A 15091-nucleotide genomic window follows, 5' to 3' on the forward strand; every position below is an offset into this window, starting at 1 on the left:
GCGGATTTCCATTGCAATTTGCCGCCCGTCGATCGGCAATTGTCGATACGGATGCGGCGCGGCCAATTGTCGCCCGATGCATCTTTTCCCGGCCTGACGCAGGTCAAGATCGCACGCGCCGCGCGCCGTCCGACGGCATGCGCGAAAAGCACCGCCGCACCGGCCTTCGAGGCCCGTCCGCCCTTGACAGCCGCGCGATGCGAACCACACTGGAATACGGGTCCGGCCGCCGCGCTTGCGCGCCCTTTCGCACGCCCGGTTTTCGACCGGCCGCGCCCCGCAAGACGCGGTAACACTCCCGTATGTCAGGACATTGATCGAATAAAAAGCAACAAATTACAATTCCGTATATATTTCGCCGATGGACCAAAGAAAAACCGCCACACGTTCCGAGCCCCCCCTGCCACGCACCTGGGATGCGCGGCTCGCGCGCTCGCTTGTCCGACCGCTTGTCGATACGCCGGTCACCCCGAATCACCTCACTACCCTTCGTCTGCTGATTGGCCTCGCCGGCGCCTGGTGCCTCGCGCACGGCGGTTTCGGCTGGAGCAACGCAGGCGCGTTCCTGATCGTGCTGTCGAACTTCGTCGACCACACCGACGGCGAACTCGCGCGCATCAGCGGCAAGTCCAGCAAGATCGGTCATTTTTACGACCTCGCGGCCGATGCGCTCGTGACGATCGCGCTGTTCGTCAGCATGGGCCTCGGCATCGTCGCCCAGGGCGGCCAGATGGCCGCGTCGCCGGTGCTGCTCGGCGCGGTGGCCGGCGCGGCCGTCGCGCTGATCTTCTTCCTGCGCATGCGGATCGAATCGATCGCCGGCAAGGCCGGCACCAAACAGGCATTCGCCGGCGGCTTCGAAACCGAAGACGTGCTGTACCTGCTGCCGATCGTGACGCTCGTCGACGGCGTCGAACCGTTCGTGCTCGCGGCGTCGATCGGCGCCCCGCTGTTCGCGGCATGGGTCGTGATCGACTGGTGGCGCATCGTCCGGCGCGGCAACCTCCCGCAGAATTCAACCGAAATCCAGGCTTCCAAATGACTCCGAGCACGCGCGACGACTCCGTGCTGAGCCCGGCACGCCCCGCGCCTGCGCGCGCGGCCGCGTCCGATCCCGATCGCACCGTGGCCGACTGCGTCGGCCGTCTCGACCTCGACCGCCTGCGCGGCGACTACACGCGCCAGGGGTCGTTCCTGTACCTCGACGCCTTCCTGCCGGCCGACGCGCACGCGAAGCTCGCAGCAGCCGCCCGCGCGATGCAGGCCGGCCTGAACCGCAATTACCTGCCCGGCCACAAGCAGGGCGGCAGCGTGAGCCGCCACACGATCGACGAGCAGGCGCCCTACATCGCCGAGCTATATCGTTCGAAGGCGCTGATCGGCTTCCTCGAGAAGCTCACGGGCGACAAGCTGATGCTGTCGCCGGACGACGATCCGCACGCGTACGCGCTGTATTACTACACGAAGCCCGGCGACCACATCGGCTGGCACTACGATACGTCGTACTACGACGGCCGCCGCTACACGCTGCTGATCGGCGTGATCGACGAATCGTCGTGCCGGCTCGACTACGAACTGCACACGCGCAACCCGGACGTGGCCGACGAACCGGGCTCCGTGCAGATCGCCGACGGCGGCATCGTGCTGTTCGACGGCGACAAGCTGCGCCACCGCATCACGCCGCTCGGCCAGAACGAGATGCGCGTGTCGCTGACTTTCGAATACGTGACGAACCCCGGCATGCGGCCGTGGAAGCGCTTCATCTCGAACATGAAGGACGCGATCGCGTATTTCGGCTTCCGCCAGGTGTTCAAGCAACTGGCCACGCGGCGCACGGCCGGGTCATGACACGCGCCGGCCTGATCCTGCTGTCCCTCGGGACCGCACTCTTCATCGCACTCCTTGCATGGCAGGGCGTCGGCGCGGTCGCGTCCACGTTCCTCGCGGCCGGCTGGGGCCTCGCGCTCGTCGCGGCGTTCCACGTCGTGCCGCTCGTGATCGACGCGATCGCGATCTCCGTGATGTTCCGCCGCGGCCAGCCGGGCGCCGAGCTCGGCAACGCGCTGCGCGCGCGCTGGGTCGGCGAATCGGTCAACAGCCTGCTGCCCGCCGGGCAGATCGGCGGCCCCGTGCTGATGGTGCGCCACCTCGCGCAGCGCGGCACGCGGATGGCCGACGCGGCGGCCGCCGTCACCGTCGGCACGACGATGCAGGCGCTCGCGCAGATGGCGTTCGCGCTGATCGGCATCGCCGCGTTCAGCCTGTATGCAACGCACGAATCGGTCGCGCACCTGCGCACGCCCGCGCTGATCGCCACCGGCGTGCTCGGCGCGCTCGCCGCGCTGTTCTACGTGGCGCAGCGGCGCGGGCTGTTCGGCCGCGGCCTGCGCCTCGCGTCGAAGCTGCTGGGCCCGCGCGACTGGTCGTCGCTCGCGACCCGCGCCGACGCGATCGACGACGCGGTCGGCGCGCTGTACCGCGATCGTGCGAGGGTCGCGAAGACCTTCGCATTGAGCCTCGTCGGCTGGATCGTCGGCACCGCGGAAGTGTGGCTCGCGCTGCACTTCCTCGGGCACCCGGTGAGCTGGCTCGACGCGTTGCTGCTCGAAAGCGTCGGCCAGGCGATCCGCGGCGCGGCCTTCGCGATCCCGGGCTCGCTCGGCGCGCAGGAAGGCGGTTACCTGCTGCTCGCGCCGCTGGTCGGACTGCCGCCCGACGCGGCACTCGCGCTGTCGCTCGCAAAGCGCGCGCGCGAACTCGCGCTCGGCCTGCCCGGCCTGCTCTATCTGCATTTCAGTGAAAGAAACTGGCAGCGGCGCCGTGCGCCGCAGCCGCTCGCCGACTGATCGTTCAGATCCGCCGGCTTTTTGGTTGGAGAACCCATGCGAGCCATCATTCTTGCGGCAGGCCTCGGCTTGCGCCTGCAACAACCGCCCGAGGCGCAGTTCCCGAAGTGCCTGCTGCGCTTCGACGACGTTTCGCTGCTCGAGCGCCATCTGCGTGTGCTCGATGCCGCGGGCGTCGACGAGATCGTGCTCGGGCTCGGCTTCCAGGCCGGGAAGGTCGAGCAGGAATTGAAGCGCCTCGGCCGCCAGGCAGAAATCGTGCTGAACGAGCGCTACGACCTCGGCAGCGTGCTGACCGTGCATACCGTCGCCGATGCGATGACGCGCGGCGGCGACGTGCTGCTGATGGACGCCGACGTGCTGTATGACGAGAACATCCTGCACGCGCTGGTGGCCGATCCCGACAAGCCGGTCGATCGCCTGCTGATCGACCGCGACTTCGAGGCCGGCGACGAACCCGTCAAGCTGTGCGTGAAGAACGGCGTACCGGTCGAACTGCGCAAGCAGCTCGCGGTCGACCTCGACTACGACACGATCGGCGAATCGGTCGGCTTCTTCCGCTTCACCGAAGGCACCGCGCGCCGCCTCGCGACAATCGTCGCGGGCTACGTCGACAGCGGCCGCGCGAACATGCCGCACGAAGAAGCCGTGCGCGACCTGCTGCTCGAAGGCGGCCATTCGTTCGACGTCGCCGACGTCACCGGCTCGCCGTGGATCGAGATCGACTTCCCGAACGACGTCGCACGCGCCACCCAAGAAATCCTCCCTCTGATTCAACGCACCACCGCAGGAGCCGCACGATGAACGCACGCGAACCCAATTTCACCGAATCGCGCAGCGCACGCCTGCGCCGCATGCTCGTCAGCAGCGACCTCGAATTCCTGATGGAAGCGCACAACGGCCTGTCCGCGCGGATCGTCCGCGAGGCCGGCTTCAAGGGGATCTGGGCATCGGGCCTCGCGATCTCCGCGCAGTTCGGCGTGCGCGACAACAACGAGGCCAGCTGGACGCAGGTCGTCGACGTGCTCGAATTCATGGCCGACGCGAGCGACCTGCCGATCCTGCTCGACGGCGACACCGGCTACGGCAACTTCAACAACGTGCGCCGCCTCGTGAGGAAGCTCGAACAGCGCGGCATCGCCGGCGTCTGCATCGAAGACAAGCAGTTCCCGAAAACGAACAGCTTCATCGACGGCGAGCGCCAGCCGCTCGCCGAGATCGACGAGTTCTGCGGCAAGATCAAGGCCGGCAAGGATTCGCAGACCGATCCGGACTTCTCGATCGTCGCGCGCGTCGAGGCACTGATCGCGGGCTGGGGGATGGACGAGGCGCTGCGCCGCGCGAACGCGTATGCGGAAGCCGGCGCCGACGCGATCCTGATCCACAGCAAGCTGTCGCGCCCGGACGAGATCCTGCAGTTCGCACGCGAATGGAGCGGCAAGGCGCCGCTCGTGATCGTGCCGACCAAGTACTACAGCACGCCGACCGACGTGTTCCGCCAGGCCGGCATCAGCACCGTGATCTGGGCGAACCACCTGATCCGCGCATCGGCTTCCGCGATGCAGGCCGTCGCACGCGAGATCCACGAGAACGAAACGCTGATCAACGTCGAAGACCGCGTCGCGTCGGTCAACGAGATCTTCCGCCTGCAGGACGCCGACGAGTACTCGGCGGCCGAGCGCATCTACCTGTCGTCGTCGTCGCGCGCGTCGAACGCGGCGGTCGTGCTCGCCGCGAGCCGCGGCAAGGGGCTCGAAGCCGTCACCGAAGACAAACCCAAGGTCATGCTGCCGGTCGCCGGCAAGCCGCTGCTGCGCTGGCTCGTCGACGGCTTCAAGAAGCAAGGCGTGAACGACATCACCGTGGTCGGCGGCTATCGCGCCGACGCGATCGACACGTCGGGCATCAAGCTCGTCGTCAACGAGCGCCATGCGCAGACGGGAGAACTCGCGTCGCTCGCATGCGCGGCGGAACGCCTGACGGGCGACACCGTGATCTCGTACGGCGACCTGCTGTTCCGCAGCTACATCCTGCGCGACCTCGCTGAAAGCGAGGCCGAATTCAGCGTCGTCGTCGATTCGTCGCTGACGGAGCCGACCAACCAGAGCGTGCGCGACTTCGCGCTCTGCTCGGCTGCGGACGATCGCGGCCTGTTCGGCCAGAAGACGTATCTGCAACGTGTATCGAGCGACGTCGCCGCAGGCACGCCGCACGGCCGCTGGATCGGCCTGCTGAACGTGCGCGGCGCCGGCGTCGATCGCCTGAAGGCAATGCTCGCGACGCTGCAGGCGCGCGACGATTTCGACACGCTCGACATCCCGATGCTCCTCAACGAACTGATCGCCGCCGGCGAGAAGATCGAGGTGCAGTACGTGCACGGCCACTGGCGCGGCGTCAACGATCTCGAAGACTTCCGCCGCGCGGGCGACTTCGCGCACGGCCAGACGCCGCTGTCAGAACCGGGCGCCGGCAACGGGGGCGCGCAATGATCGAAGCGGCCCAGTTCGTCGAGGCCGCGCGCGAACGCGGCTTCGACTGGTACGCAGGCGTGCCCTGCTCGTACCTGACGCCGTTCATCAACTACGTGCTGCAGGACCCGACGCTGCACTACGTGTCGGCCGCGAACGAAGGCGACGCTGTCGCGCTGATCGCGGGCGCGACGCTCGGCGGCAAGCGCGGGATCGCGATGATGCAGAACTCGGGGCTCGGCAACGCGGTGAGCCCGCTGACGTCGCTGACCTGGACGTTCCGCCTGCCGCAACTGCTGATCGTCACGTGGCGCGGCCAGCCGGGCGTCGCCGACGAGCCGCAGCACGCGCTGATGGGCCCGATCACGCCCGCAATGCTCGACACGATGGAGATCCCGTGGGAGACGTTCCCGACCGACCCCGAACAAGTCGGCCCGGCGCTCGACCGCGCGATCGCGCACATGGACGCGACGGGCCGCCCGTACGCGCTCGTGATGCAGAAAGGCAGCGTCGCGCCGTATGAACTGAAGGCGAACCCGGCGGCGCAGCCGCGCGCGCATGTCGCCGCGCAAGCGTCGTCGCATGCCGCGTCGGCCGATGCATGGCCGACCCGTCACGACGCGCTGCAGCGCGTGATCGCGCACACGCCGGTCGATTCGACCGTCGTGCTCGCATCGACCGGCTTCTGCGGCCGCGAACTCTACGCCATCGACGATCGCCCGAACCAGCTGTACATGGTCGGCTCGATGGGCTGCGTGACGCCGCTCGCGCTCGGCCTCGCGCTCGCGCGCCCCGACCTGCGCGTGGTCGCGGTCGACGGCGACGGCGCCGCGCTGATGCGCATGGGCGTGTTCGCGACGCTCGGCACCTACGGCCCGGCCAACCTCACGCACGTGCTGCTCGACAACGGCGCGCACGAATCGACGGGCGGCCAGGCAACCGTGTCGCAGCATGTGTCGTTCGCGGGCGTCGCGGCCGCATGCGGCTACGCGTCGGCGGTCGAAGGCGACACGCTCGACGTGCTCGATGCGACGCTGGCTGCGCCGGGCGACGGGGTGCAGTTCGTTCGTCTCGCGATCCGCACCGGCGTGCCCGATGGCCTGCCCCGCCCGACCGTCACGCCGGTCGAGGTCAAGACCCGTCTGATGCGGCACATCGGCGCCGCGCAGGCCGAAGCCCACGCTGAAGGAGCCCTTTGATGCTGCTGCTGAACCCCGGCCCGGTAACGCTCACCGAACGCGTGCGCCGCAGCCTGCTGCAACCCGACCTGTGCCACCGCGAAAGCGAATTCTTCGATCTGCAGGACGAAGCGCGCGCGCGCCTCGTCGCCGCATACGAACTCGATCCGGCCGAATGGGCGGCCGTGCTGATGACGGGCTCGGGCACGGCCGCCGTCGAGAGCATGATCGCGGCGCTCGTGCCGCAGGACGGCAAGCTGCTCGTGATCGAGAACGGCGTGTACGGCGAGCGGATCACGCAGATCGCGACGCAGTACGGGATCGCGCACGACGTGCTGAAGCATGAATGGATGCAGGCGCCCGATCCCGCGCAGATCGCCGCGCGCCTCGACGCGGGCGGCTTCTCGCACGTCGCGGTGATCCATCACGAAACGACGACGGGCCGCCTGAACGACCTCGGCGCGATCGCCGAAGTCTGCCGCGCACGCGGCGTGAAGCTGCTCGTCGACGGCGTCAGCAGCTTCGGCGCGGAAGCGATCGACTTCGCCGGCGGCGACATCGACGCGGTTGCCGCGACCGCGAACAAGTGCCTGCACGGCGTGCCGGGCGCGGCGTTCGTGATCGTGCGCCGCAGCGCGCTCGCGAAGGCCGCGAGCCGCACGTACTACCTCGACCTCGGCCGTCTCGCGAAGCTGCAGGACCAGCGCAACACGCCGTTCACGCCGTCCGTGCACGCGTACTACGCGCTCGTCGAGGCGCTGCGCGAATTCGATGAAGCCGGCGGCTGGCGCGCGCGCCACGCGCATTACAAGGCCCTCGCCGACCAGGTGCAGGCCGGGCTCGCCGCGCGCGGGATGCCGTTGGTGCTGCCGGAAGGCGCGTCGTCGGTCGTGCTGCGCGCATACCGGCTGCCGCAGGGTGTCACGTACGAAGCGCTGCACGACGGCCTGAAGGCACGCGGCTTCGTGATTTATGCGGGGCAAGGCGGGCTGTCGAAGGAACTGTTCCGCATCTCGACGATGGGCGCGATCGAAGCGGCTGATGTCGATCGGTTGCTGGAGGGGTTTACCGAGTTGACGCGGTAAGCGACTGACTTTTCTCGTCGACCTAAGGCCCGTGAGGGCCTTTTTTGTTTTTCGCGGATTTCTGCGGGTGTCGCTTGTCGACGGCGGACTCGGCCAGCTGCGGTCCCGGCATTCCGGGACCGGTTGAATCCGCCACCCTCAACAGCCGTTCGGGGTCCTTCTACCGCGAAGACCGCTTCCAAGCAGCAACCGCCGCTCGCTTGATCGCGTCAGCCAGACAGGCGTCCTGCGAATATCTTGCGCTATCCATCACGCCTGATATCGCAACGGCTTCATCTTGATCGCGGCAGATTCGTCTGGTTGAGTGATTTTCGAGCTATCGAGAACGGCGCAGCGTTTCGTACGCGCGGTGCACACGTCGTTTTTTTTGATCATGAAGATAGCTGACAGCCGCATCCACCATTTCGCGCTGGCCAAATTGAGGCCCATATTCTTGAAGCAGCGCCTCGCTCGCCACGACGTCGTTCAGCTCGCCCAGCTCGTCTTGGGTGGCCTTTAATCGTTTGATCGTCTCGCGGCGGCCAATGTCAAGAACTGGTGAGAAAAACTCGAGCAGATACCGCAATCTCTTTCCCGCAATTCGGACTTCGTGAAGCGCCGCACTGCCCGCCTCGCCGTGCGATGTTGCACGCCTGAGCCGCTTTTCCAGGGCGCGTTCCGCCACAAGCACGCGGCTCCTGATGAATTTTTCAAATGCAGGCGTCTCGGCAGAGGTGGTCAGTTGATGCAGAGCGCTTTCGACAGCACGGTCAAGAACGTGCTTAACATCCGCCTCTCGTATCGCCTTGCAACTGAACACCGCCGCGTCGCTACGACAACCGGCTACGAACATCAGCAGCGATACGCGAGGATGCTTCGCCGCTTCGTATTGGGTGAGCAGCCCCTGCAAAATGTCTCAGTCTCGCGTTTTGCCTGCAATGTTGGCGAGCGTTTTAAATTGGGCACGCCAGTTCGCAGCATCACCTTTGTCGAGCAACGGACCATATGCCCACCAAAGCGACCGCATGCGTCGCAGGGCAACCCTGCAACTTATGAAACACCTCCGGATCTTCTTGCGGATCGAGTTGAGCAGCCCGTCGCGATGCTTCGCGAGCGGTAGATGACGCTGACAGCACGAACGCCTCTGCGACGGTGGCCCCCGAAATTCCGAGGCTTTGGCTGGCACCGGCCGCCCGGCAACCAGGCCCTTTGTCGGACGCCTGCGTTGTTGCGCTTGAAGACGGGAGATCCATCGCAGCACCTTCGCAAATTCCGAGTGAACGCAGTCATAGGATAGCGTGCGACGAGAGCGGACTCCAAGGCTTGACGCCTATCCCCCCCTCTATGGTGCTCGCCGCGTCACCGCCGAAGAATCCTGCCCGGCGCGCGCCTTGCTCGTTCGTACGAAATCGGCAATGTTCAGCGAAACAGTATCCGCCTTGGCCTTCGAGCGCGCTTTCCGGGCGACGCTCAGGATCGGGCTCAGTTGCTCATAAAAGCATTCAAGCTGTCGCGCATCGGACGCCAATCGCTCAAGATCGAGCGCCTTTTCAAGAACCGTCCGCGCAACATGAAAACGCTGAAGTCCGCGCCCTACGCGCACCTGAAAGACCACTCCATCGCTGTTGTGCGGCACTCCTGCCCATACAAGCGAACCGCTGTCCATGCAGCCTCCGAAGAATCACAATCGCCATATCAATATGCCAGCAAGCTCTCACGACGCATATTGGTATTTCAAAATTGTGATGCTCGACGCATCGGAATTTTTACGGCAACCCGAATATTGCGGCGCAACACGAATGCCCGTAGACTGGGTTCGCACCTTCGATGTAGTTGCCCGGCAGTCGCCCCATGACGGGAGAGCACGCCATGACGACTTCTTCACCAGCACTGAGTCAAACGCTCCCCGCACTCCACGTATTCGAACAAGATGGGGGTTGGCATTGGGGCATCACGGTTCCTCGCTCCATGGGATGCGGCTTCAAATTGATCGCATTCAGCGAGCACAGCTTTTCCGCTGAAGACGCTACCCAACGCGACGGCGATCGAGCGTTGGCCTCCATCGTGGCAAGTGACGGGAACTGAACCTCGCGTTTCCGGCAGTTGCTCGCTTCTTGAGTTTTCACATCCAGATGCAATACTCCTATCACCCTCCGATGCGAGACCACTCATCGCGCACCATGACGGACCCCACCACTTGTCTGACATACCCGATCGTCTGCGACGATCTGAGCCTGTCGTTCTCTGCCTATGGCACCGGTTGGGGGTATGTTGCGATCAAGCTCCCGGCCGACATCATTCGAGAAAAGCTCGGCGCAAACATGGCGACACGCGAGCAGATGCTCGCCGCATTTGAAAGCAATCGCGACAAGATCACGATCGCGGTCCATCGACATGCCTTGCCGAGCGACGGCCGGCACATCCAGCTCGACAAATCAGACTTCTAGATCGTAACCAGCGTGTGAGCCAGCATGCCTACCGTCGACAGGAGGTGATACATGAACGTCCGGATCATGATTCCCTGCGCCCTCGCTCTTGTTGTCACTGCCGCTCAAGCTGCCGATATCACCGGCGCAGGCAGCACCTTTGCGGCACCGATTTACACAAAGTGGGCGGAGGCGTACCAGAAGGCGGGCGGCGGCAAGGTCAACTACCAGGGAATCGGTTCGTCGGGCGGTATCAAGCAGATCATCGCGAAGACGGTCGATTTTGCCGGGTCGGACGCCCCGCTGAAGGACGATGAGCTTGCGAAGGAAGGCCTGTTCCAGTTCCCCACGGTGGTTGGCGGCATCGTGCCGGTCGTGAACATTCCCGGCATGAAGTCCGGCGAACTGGTGCTGTCGGGCGAAGTTCTCGGCGACATCTACCTCGGCAAGATCAAGAAGTGGAACGCCCCGGCGATCGTCGCGCTGAACCCGAAGGTGAAGCTGCCGGACACGGAGATCGCGGTGGTACGCCGGGCTGACGGCTCGGGCACGAGCTTCATCTGGACGAACTACCTGTCGAAGGTCAACGGCGAGTGGAAGTCGAAGGTCGGCGAAGGCACGACGGTCAACTGGCCGACGGGCACGGGCGGCAAGGGCAACGACGGTGTCGCGGCCTTCGTGCAGCGCCTGCCGGGCGCGATCGGCTATGTCGAGTGGGCGTACGCAAGGCAGAACCAGATGACGTACGCGGCACTGAAGAATTCGACGGGCGCGGTGGTCGAGCCGAAGGCGGAAACCTTCAAGGCTGCGGCAGCGGGTGCGAACTGGTCGAAGACGTTTTATCAGATCCTGACGAACGAGCCGGGCAAGGATGCATGGCCGGTCGTCGGCGCGACGTTCGTGCTGCTGCACACGGTGCAAGACAAGCCTCAACGAGGCTCGGAAACGCTGAAATTCTTCGACTGGGCGTTCAGCAATGGCGGCCCGGCTGCAACGGACCTCGGCTACATTTCGCTTCCGGATCCGGTCGTGTCCGAAATACGCAAGCAATGGAAGGCGAAAATCAAGGACGCTTCCGGCAAAGCGCTCGTGGAATGAGCGCACAAGGCAGGCGCGATATCGACCATCAGGCGGTCGTCGTCGTTTCCGCCTCGCGAACGCCGGGCTGCGCCAGATCCTTTGCCGAGAGCGGGATCCGTTCGCCTGTCTTCGGCAACTCTTTCCGCTCGACCGCATGCAAGATCCGCCGCTTGCCCAATTCAAACGCAAGCAGCAACTGTCTCGATGTCCCATCGGCAGCGCCAAGTTGTTCGCAAATCACTTCGGACTTCAGTGAAAAGGCGCAATAGCCCCACCCGAACGCGTATGCCGAAAACCATAGCGTCGACCCGGAAGTGACGATTGGCATCGTCACGGTGGTACTCGGATGATCCATGGCCCTTACCTTTCCGTCCGATAGCATGACAGCCATTTCCGCATGGCGCACACGGAAGGCATGTGTGGGATTATGGCACGCATCAGCCTACCGACCAGGCTGTCATGAAATTTGGCAGCGATAGTCAATCGTGCAAGCTGTCGACGTCCGGCGTGCGCATTTGCGTGTCTTGGCGAGTCGGAAACAGCCTTTAATAGCTTGCCCCATATGCCTGGTTGAATCCGCGGCCGAATCTTAAATCGCTATCCGCCTGCTGCGATCGGGCGTGGCGACCCATTGCGAACCGCAGCAGCAATGGTAGGAACGTCGTTTGAGCCTGACAAAGGGGTCATTCGCATTGTCGACGCGGAGGACGACGCGACCAATTTGACATTGAAGCAGGCTGCGCGAGGCGCGCTCATGTGGTCCTCTGTAAAATCGATGTGCACGATTCGCCCCGGCGCGAATTCCATCCGACTCTCTTTTGCGACTCGTCATGCTCCCAAACGCCGCATCCGTACGTCCAGACTGGGTGGTGCGCGCCCAGCCGATAGAAGGCATCGAGCGCATCGAGGCCTGGTTTCACGGCAAAGCGTATGCCATGCATCGCCACGATACGTACGCGATCGGCCGCACGCTCGCGGGGGTGCAGAGTTTCTCCTATCGGCGCAGCAGGCGCGACAGCCTGCCGGGTAACACGATCGTGCTACACCCCGACGAAGCGCATGACGGCCAAGCGGGTACGGGCGAGGGTTTCCGCTACCGCATGATTTATGTGGAGCCCGCGCTTTTTCAGGACGTGTTAGGTGGCCGGGCGCTGCCGTTCCTCGAAGGCGGTGTGACAACCAATCCTCGTATCGCAGCGGCAACGGAAACCTTGCTGCAACGCATCGGCGATACGTTCGAGCCGCTTGAACAGAGCGACGCGCTGGCCGAGCTTGCGCATGCGCTCGCCGCCGTCGCGGGCATGCCACGCGAGCGAGGGAAAGGCGATTATCTCGCAGCACGGCGTGCGCGCGACTATCTGCGCGCGAACTTCACGCGCGTGGTCACACTCGAAGAAGTGGAAACTGCGACAGGCCGTGACCGCTGGAGCCTCTCGCACGATTTCCGAGCGTTCTACGGCACGAGTCCGTATCGCTATCTCACAATGCGGCGGCTCGATGCCGTGCGGCGCAAGCTGCTCTCGGGCATCTCGCTCGCGAACGCGGCGGCAGACGCGGGCTTCGCGGATCAAAGCCACATGACTCGTCATTTTCTGAAGACCTTCGGCCTCACGCCGGGACGCTGGCTCCAGATCGTGGACAACGTGCCCTGCGATTGAACGCTCACCCACGATCGTTCAATACGGCCCCCTGGCGACTGCGTATTCTCGACGGCACATCCACACCGGAACGAACGGAGAGAACAATGTCCAGATCAACACATTCCCGCACCGCATCCACCGCACGCGGCCAATGCGAGGCGATCGACCTGACTGGCAAGATCGCCCTGATTGACGGCCACTGGCAGCCGCGCGTGGTCGCGGAAATGAACGATTATCAGTTCAAGGTCGTCAAGATCGAAGGTGAATTCGTCTGGCACAACCACAGTGATACAGACGAGGCCTTTGTCGTGCTGGACGGCGAATTGCAAATCGATTTTCGCGGAGGGTCATCGGGCGACGGCTCGATCGTGTTGCGTGCCGGTCAGATGGCCGTCGTGCCGAAAGGCGTCGAACACAAGCCCTGCGCGCATGCCGAAGTGAAACTGCTGCTGATCGAGCCACGCGGTGTGGTGAACACCGGAGACGGCGCAACAACCGAACGCACCGTCGAGAACGATCAGTGGATTTAATGCCTCGACTTTGAAAAATAGGTTTCTTCGCGGATTTCCGTGGATGTCGCTGTCCGACCCACATCTGCCTCTCAAATCCGCTTGGAGTCGATGGCGGCTTTCAAATGTGCAACCGCCATTCGAGGAACATTGGAGAAATGTGTGTAAGTCGCAGTGGACTTGACTCGCCTCCGGCGAGTGAGTTAGCGTAGCAATATGCAACGCAATCTGATTCCTTTCGTGACCGTCATCACAACGGCGACCATCGGCAACGGTGGATCGTCCTTGATGCGCACGCGGTAATCTTCGTCGTTGCATATCTTCAATGGCCCCGCCGGCAAAAGACGGGGCCTTTCGCGTTTACGGCTGATCGTCTTTCGTCGGTATCACACCAGCACGGAGTCGTCATGAGCAAAGTAGAACATCACAGCCGAAATAGCGAACGGGAGGTGATGCTTGTTATCTCAATTCAAACCATTCCTGGGAAAGGCCACGAGCAAATCGCGGCGTATGAAAAGTTAGCGCCGCTTGTGCGTGCGGAACAAGGCTGTCTCCAGTACGATCTCCATTCTGTCGTCGGTGACGAAAACAGATTTGTCTTGATCGAGCGCTGGGCATCAACTGAAGCATTGGCGACACACGACGTAACGCCTCACATGATTGCGGCCGATGCACATAGCCCGAGCTTCAGGGTGGCACCCGCACGGGTTTTACAACTTGTCCCCGATAGCCTTGCATAGTCGATCTGCCAACTCAGCCAGCGATCAGGGCCGGCCCAGATGACGAAGTGATGGGCCGCCGATCGCCGAGTGGACTTCTGCCGAACGTTCGTCGCCAGAGGAAGACAGGCCGCTTGAACGCGAAGTGGCCATCTTTGGTGACGAAAGTCCGCATCGGCTTACGATTTATTCGATATCTCTCGGTCGCGAAGGTCCGCTGTCCCGTGCGGAATCGACATTCGACCGTCGGTGAGAGAGTGCAGGTGAATGGCGCTTGATGGCCGGACTCCGCCAACTGCGGTCCCGGCGGCCCGGGACCGGCTCAAACCGACCCAGTTCGGTCCATCAGCCGGGTTGAATCCGCAGGATATAACGGTCATTCCCGCAGGCGAAGTTGATGGACGAGTAATCAGCCTGCTTGCCTCGTCGACACTCGCAGCTAATTGCCGCATGATGGAAGTACCCGAACAACGTTTCGACGCAGGCATGCCATTGGGTTAGCTTTCGCGAAGGCTCGCAAAGGTCGAGCGAATATCGCCTACCAAAGCATGCGGGTTTTCCAACGCGGCAAAGTGGCCGCCCTGCTCGTGCTCAGCGAAGTGCCGCACATCGCTGTAGCGTTTTTCAATCCAGCGTCGCGATTTGCGCACCTGTTCGCCGCCAAGCATGGTGAATCCAGATGGCACGACAATTGGACGATCGATGCGAGCCGCAGAGGACCAGTTGGTTCGCTTTAATTCCCAATAAAGCCGAGCCGACGAAGCTGACGCATTGGGTATCCAATACAACATGATGTCGTCGAGTATTTCGTCGAGCGTGAAGGAAGCTTCTGCGTTGCCTGCCGTACCACACGTGTCCTGGAACATTGCGTAAATCCACGCTGCCTGCGCAACTGGAGAATCTGCGAGCGCGTAGCCTATCGTCTGCGGACGGGTCTGCTGTACCTGGGCGTATCCAGATAGCGTGCTCCAGAAATACCGGGCACTGGCGAGCATGCCCTCTTCATCCGGCGTAGCGTCGCGGATTTCGTCTGGCGTGGGCATGAACATCGCGAAGTTCAGATGGATACCGATAAGCTCGGGGAGCGCCAGTGACGCGACTTCGTCGGTCACTCCTGCACCAAAATCACCACCCTGCATAGCCCAACGGTCATAGCCAAGC

Annotated in this window: 16 protein-coding genes and 1 pseudogene; 13 read left to right on the forward strand and 4 right to left on the reverse strand. The window is 63.6% G+C overall.

Annotated features, from left to right (window positions below; all coding sequences use genetic code 11):
- Positions 1-361: 361 nt before the first annotated feature.
- Genes DM992_RS19595 through DM992_RS19625 form a run of 7 tightly spaced genes read left to right on the forward strand, consistent with a single transcriptional unit; the run spans position 362 to position 7577 of the window.
- The gene (locus DM992_RS19595; RefSeq protein WP_111018260.1) at positions 362-1042 is read left to right on the forward strand and encodes a CDP-alcohol phosphatidyltransferase family protein; all 681 of its coding nucleotides are present in this window, start codon (positions 362-364) and stop codon (positions 1040-1042) included.
- Positions 1039-1848, forward strand: a complete 810-nt coding sequence (locus DM992_RS19600) for a 2OG-Fe(II) oxygenase (protein ID WP_111018261.1) — start codon at positions 1039-1041, stop codon at positions 1846-1848. Before DM992_RS19595 ends, DM992_RS19600 begins: the two co-directional genes overlap by 4 nt.
- Complete coding sequence (locus tag DM992_RS19605) at positions 1845-2846, forward strand: HpnL family protein (RefSeq protein ID WP_111018262.1); 1002 nt, start codon at positions 1845-1847, stop codon at positions 2844-2846. The genes DM992_RS19600 and DM992_RS19605 overlap by 4 nt, the downstream gene beginning before the upstream one ends.
- A gap of 36 nt (positions 2847-2882) precedes the next feature.
- Positions 2883-3650: a phosphocholine cytidylyltransferase family protein gene (locus tag DM992_RS19610; RefSeq protein WP_111018263.1), complete on the forward strand. Its 768-nt coding sequence runs from the start codon at positions 2883-2885 to the stop codon at positions 3648-3650.
- Complete coding sequence (gene aepX / locus DM992_RS19615; RefSeq protein ID WP_034179793.1) at positions 3647-5335, forward strand: phosphoenolpyruvate mutase; 1689 nt, start codon at positions 3647-3649, stop codon at positions 5333-5335. Before DM992_RS19610 ends, aepX begins: the two co-directional genes overlap by 4 nt.
- Positions 5332-6513, forward strand: a complete 1182-nt coding sequence (gene aepY, locus DM992_RS19620; RefSeq protein ID WP_111018264.1) for a phosphonopyruvate decarboxylase — start codon at positions 5332-5334, stop codon at positions 6511-6513. Before aepX ends, aepY begins: the two co-directional genes overlap by 4 nt.
- Positions 6513-7577: a 2-aminoethylphosphonate aminotransferase gene (locus tag DM992_RS19625; protein ID WP_111018265.1), complete on the forward strand. Its 1065-nt coding sequence runs from the start codon at positions 6513-6515 to the stop codon at positions 7575-7577. Before aepY ends, DM992_RS19625 begins: the two co-directional genes overlap by 1 nt.
- A gap of 316 nt (positions 7578-7893) precedes the next feature.
- Here DM992_RS19625 and DM992_RS19630 read toward each other — a convergent pair.
- Together DM992_RS19630 and DM992_RS19640 are read right to left on the reverse strand one after the other, a co-directional pair.
- Positions 7894-8583, reverse strand: a pseudogene (locus DM992_RS19630) (CHAD domain-containing protein).
- Between the two features lie 315 nt (positions 8584-8898).
- The gene (locus DM992_RS19640; protein ID WP_111018268.1) at positions 8899-9222 is read right to left on the reverse strand and encodes a hypothetical protein; all 324 of its coding nucleotides are present in this window, start codon (positions 9220-9222) and stop codon (positions 8899-8901) included.
- Positions 9223-9425: 203 nt separating this feature from the next.
- On the opposite strand from DM992_RS19640, the gene DM992_RS42775 reads away from it, so the two are divergent.
- The 3 genes from DM992_RS42775 to pstS all read left to right on the forward strand — a co-directional run bounded on the left by DM992_RS42775 (position 9426) and on the right by pstS (position 11080).
- Entirely contained in the window at positions 9426-9641 is a 216-nt protein-coding gene (locus DM992_RS42775) for a hypothetical protein (protein ID WP_111020302.1), read from the forward strand.
- A gap of 95 nt (positions 9642-9736) precedes the next feature.
- Entirely contained in the window at positions 9737-10003 is a 267-nt protein-coding gene (locus DM992_RS19650) for a hypothetical protein (RefSeq protein WP_162631696.1), read from the forward strand.
- Positions 10004-10054: 51 nt separating this feature from the next.
- The gene (gene pstS, locus DM992_RS19655; RefSeq protein ID WP_111018270.1) at positions 10055-11080 is read left to right on the forward strand and encodes a phosphate ABC transporter substrate-binding protein PstS; all 1026 of its coding nucleotides are present in this window, start codon (positions 10055-10057) and stop codon (positions 11078-11080) included.
- A 28-nt stretch (positions 11081-11108) separates the two neighbouring features.
- Here pstS and DM992_RS19660 read toward each other — a convergent pair whose 3' ends face one another.
- Complete coding sequence (locus DM992_RS19660) at positions 11109-11417, reverse strand: hypothetical protein (RefSeq protein WP_111020303.1); 309 nt, start codon at positions 11415-11417, stop codon at positions 11109-11111.
- Between the two features lie 475 nt (positions 11418-11892).
- Here DM992_RS19660 and DM992_RS19665 point away from each other — a divergent pair, with 475 nt between their 5' ends.
- The 3 genes from DM992_RS19665 to DM992_RS19675 all read left to right on the forward strand — a co-directional run bounded on the left by DM992_RS19665 (position 11893) and on the right by DM992_RS19675 (position 13951).
- A complete protein-coding gene (locus DM992_RS19665; protein WP_111018271.1) occupies positions 11893-12720 on the forward strand; it encodes an AraC family transcriptional regulator in 828 nt (275 codons plus the stop codon).
- Positions 12721-12806: 86 nt separating this feature from the next.
- On the forward strand, positions 12807-13232 hold the full coding sequence (locus DM992_RS19670) for a cupin domain-containing protein (RefSeq protein ID WP_111018272.1): 426 nt from the start codon (positions 12807-12809) through the stop codon (positions 13230-13232).
- A gap of 386 nt (positions 13233-13618) precedes the next feature.
- Positions 13619-13951 (forward strand): putative quinol monooxygenase, encoded by a 333-nt coding sequence (locus DM992_RS19675; protein WP_111018273.1) that lies wholly within the window; start codon positions 13619-13621, stop codon positions 13949-13951.
- 476 nt (positions 13952-14427) lie between these two features.
- Here DM992_RS19675 and DM992_RS19680 read toward each other — a convergent pair whose 3' ends face one another.
- Positions 14428-15042 carry a hypothetical protein gene (locus DM992_RS19680; protein WP_162631697.1) on the reverse strand — a complete coding sequence of 205 codons (615 nt, stop codon included), beginning with the start codon at positions 15040-15042 and terminating at the stop codon, positions 14428-14430.
- Between the last annotated feature and the right edge of the window lie 49 nt (positions 15043-15091).

The organism is Burkholderia sp. JP2-270 (assembly GCF_003233675.1).
GTDB classification, from domain to species: domain Bacteria; phylum Pseudomonadota; class Gammaproteobacteria; order Burkholderiales; family Burkholderiaceae; genus Burkholderia; species Burkholderia pyrrocinia_C.

What these genes read in the sequence shown, in the direction of transcription:
- DM992_RS19595 (WP_111018260.1), top strand. Translation starts at nt 362, where the DNA reads ATGGACCAAAGAAAAACCGCCACACGTTCCGAGCCCCCCCTGCCACGC.
- DM992_RS19600 (WP_111018261.1), top strand. Translation starts at nt 1,039, where the DNA reads ATGACTCCGAGCACGCGCGACGACTCCGTGCTGAGCCCGGCACGCCCC.
- DM992_RS19605 (WP_111018262.1), top strand. Translation starts at nt 1,845, where the DNA reads ATGACACGCGCCGGCCTGATCCTGCTGTCCCTCGGGACCGCACTCTTC.
- DM992_RS19610 (WP_111018263.1), top strand. Translation starts at nt 2,883, where the DNA reads ATGCGAGCCATCATTCTTGCGGCAGGCCTCGGCTTGCGCCTGCAACAA.
- aepX (WP_034179793.1), top strand. Translation starts at nt 3,647, where the DNA reads ATGAACGCACGCGAACCCAATTTCACCGAATCGCGCAGCGCACGCCTG.
- aepY (WP_111018264.1), top strand. Translation starts at nt 5,332, where the DNA reads ATGATCGAAGCGGCCCAGTTCGTCGAGGCCGCGCGCGAACGCGGCTTC.
- DM992_RS19625 (WP_111018265.1), top strand. Translation starts at nt 6,513, where the DNA reads ATGCTGCTGCTGAACCCCGGCCCGGTAACGCTCACCGAACGCGTGCGC.
- DM992_RS19640 (WP_111018268.1), bottom strand. Translation starts at nt 9,222, where the DNA reads ATGGACAGCGGTTCGCTTGTATGGGCAGGAGTGCCGCACAACAGCGAT.
- DM992_RS42775 (WP_111020302.1), top strand. Translation starts at nt 9,426, where the DNA reads ATGACGACTTCTTCACCAGCACTGAGTCAAACGCTCCCCGCACTCCAC.
- DM992_RS19650 (WP_162631696.1), top strand. Translation starts at nt 9,737, where the DNA reads ATGACGGACCCCACCACTTGTCTGACATACCCGATCGTCTGCGACGAT.
- pstS (WP_111018270.1), top strand. Translation starts at nt 10,055, where the DNA reads ATGAACGTCCGGATCATGATTCCCTGCGCCCTCGCTCTTGTTGTCACT.
- DM992_RS19660 (WP_111020303.1), bottom strand. Translation starts at nt 11,417, where the DNA reads ATGGATCATCCGAGTACCACCGTGACGATGCCAATCGTCACTTCCGGG.
- DM992_RS19665 (WP_111018271.1), top strand. Translation starts at nt 11,893, where the DNA reads ATGCTCCCAAACGCCGCATCCGTACGTCCAGACTGGGTGGTGCGCGCC.
- DM992_RS19670 (WP_111018272.1), top strand. Translation starts at nt 12,807, where the DNA reads ATGTCCAGATCAACACATTCCCGCACCGCATCCACCGCACGCGGCCAA.
- DM992_RS19675 (WP_111018273.1), top strand. Translation starts at nt 13,619, where the DNA reads ATGAGCAAAGTAGAACATCACAGCCGAAATAGCGAACGGGAGGTGATG.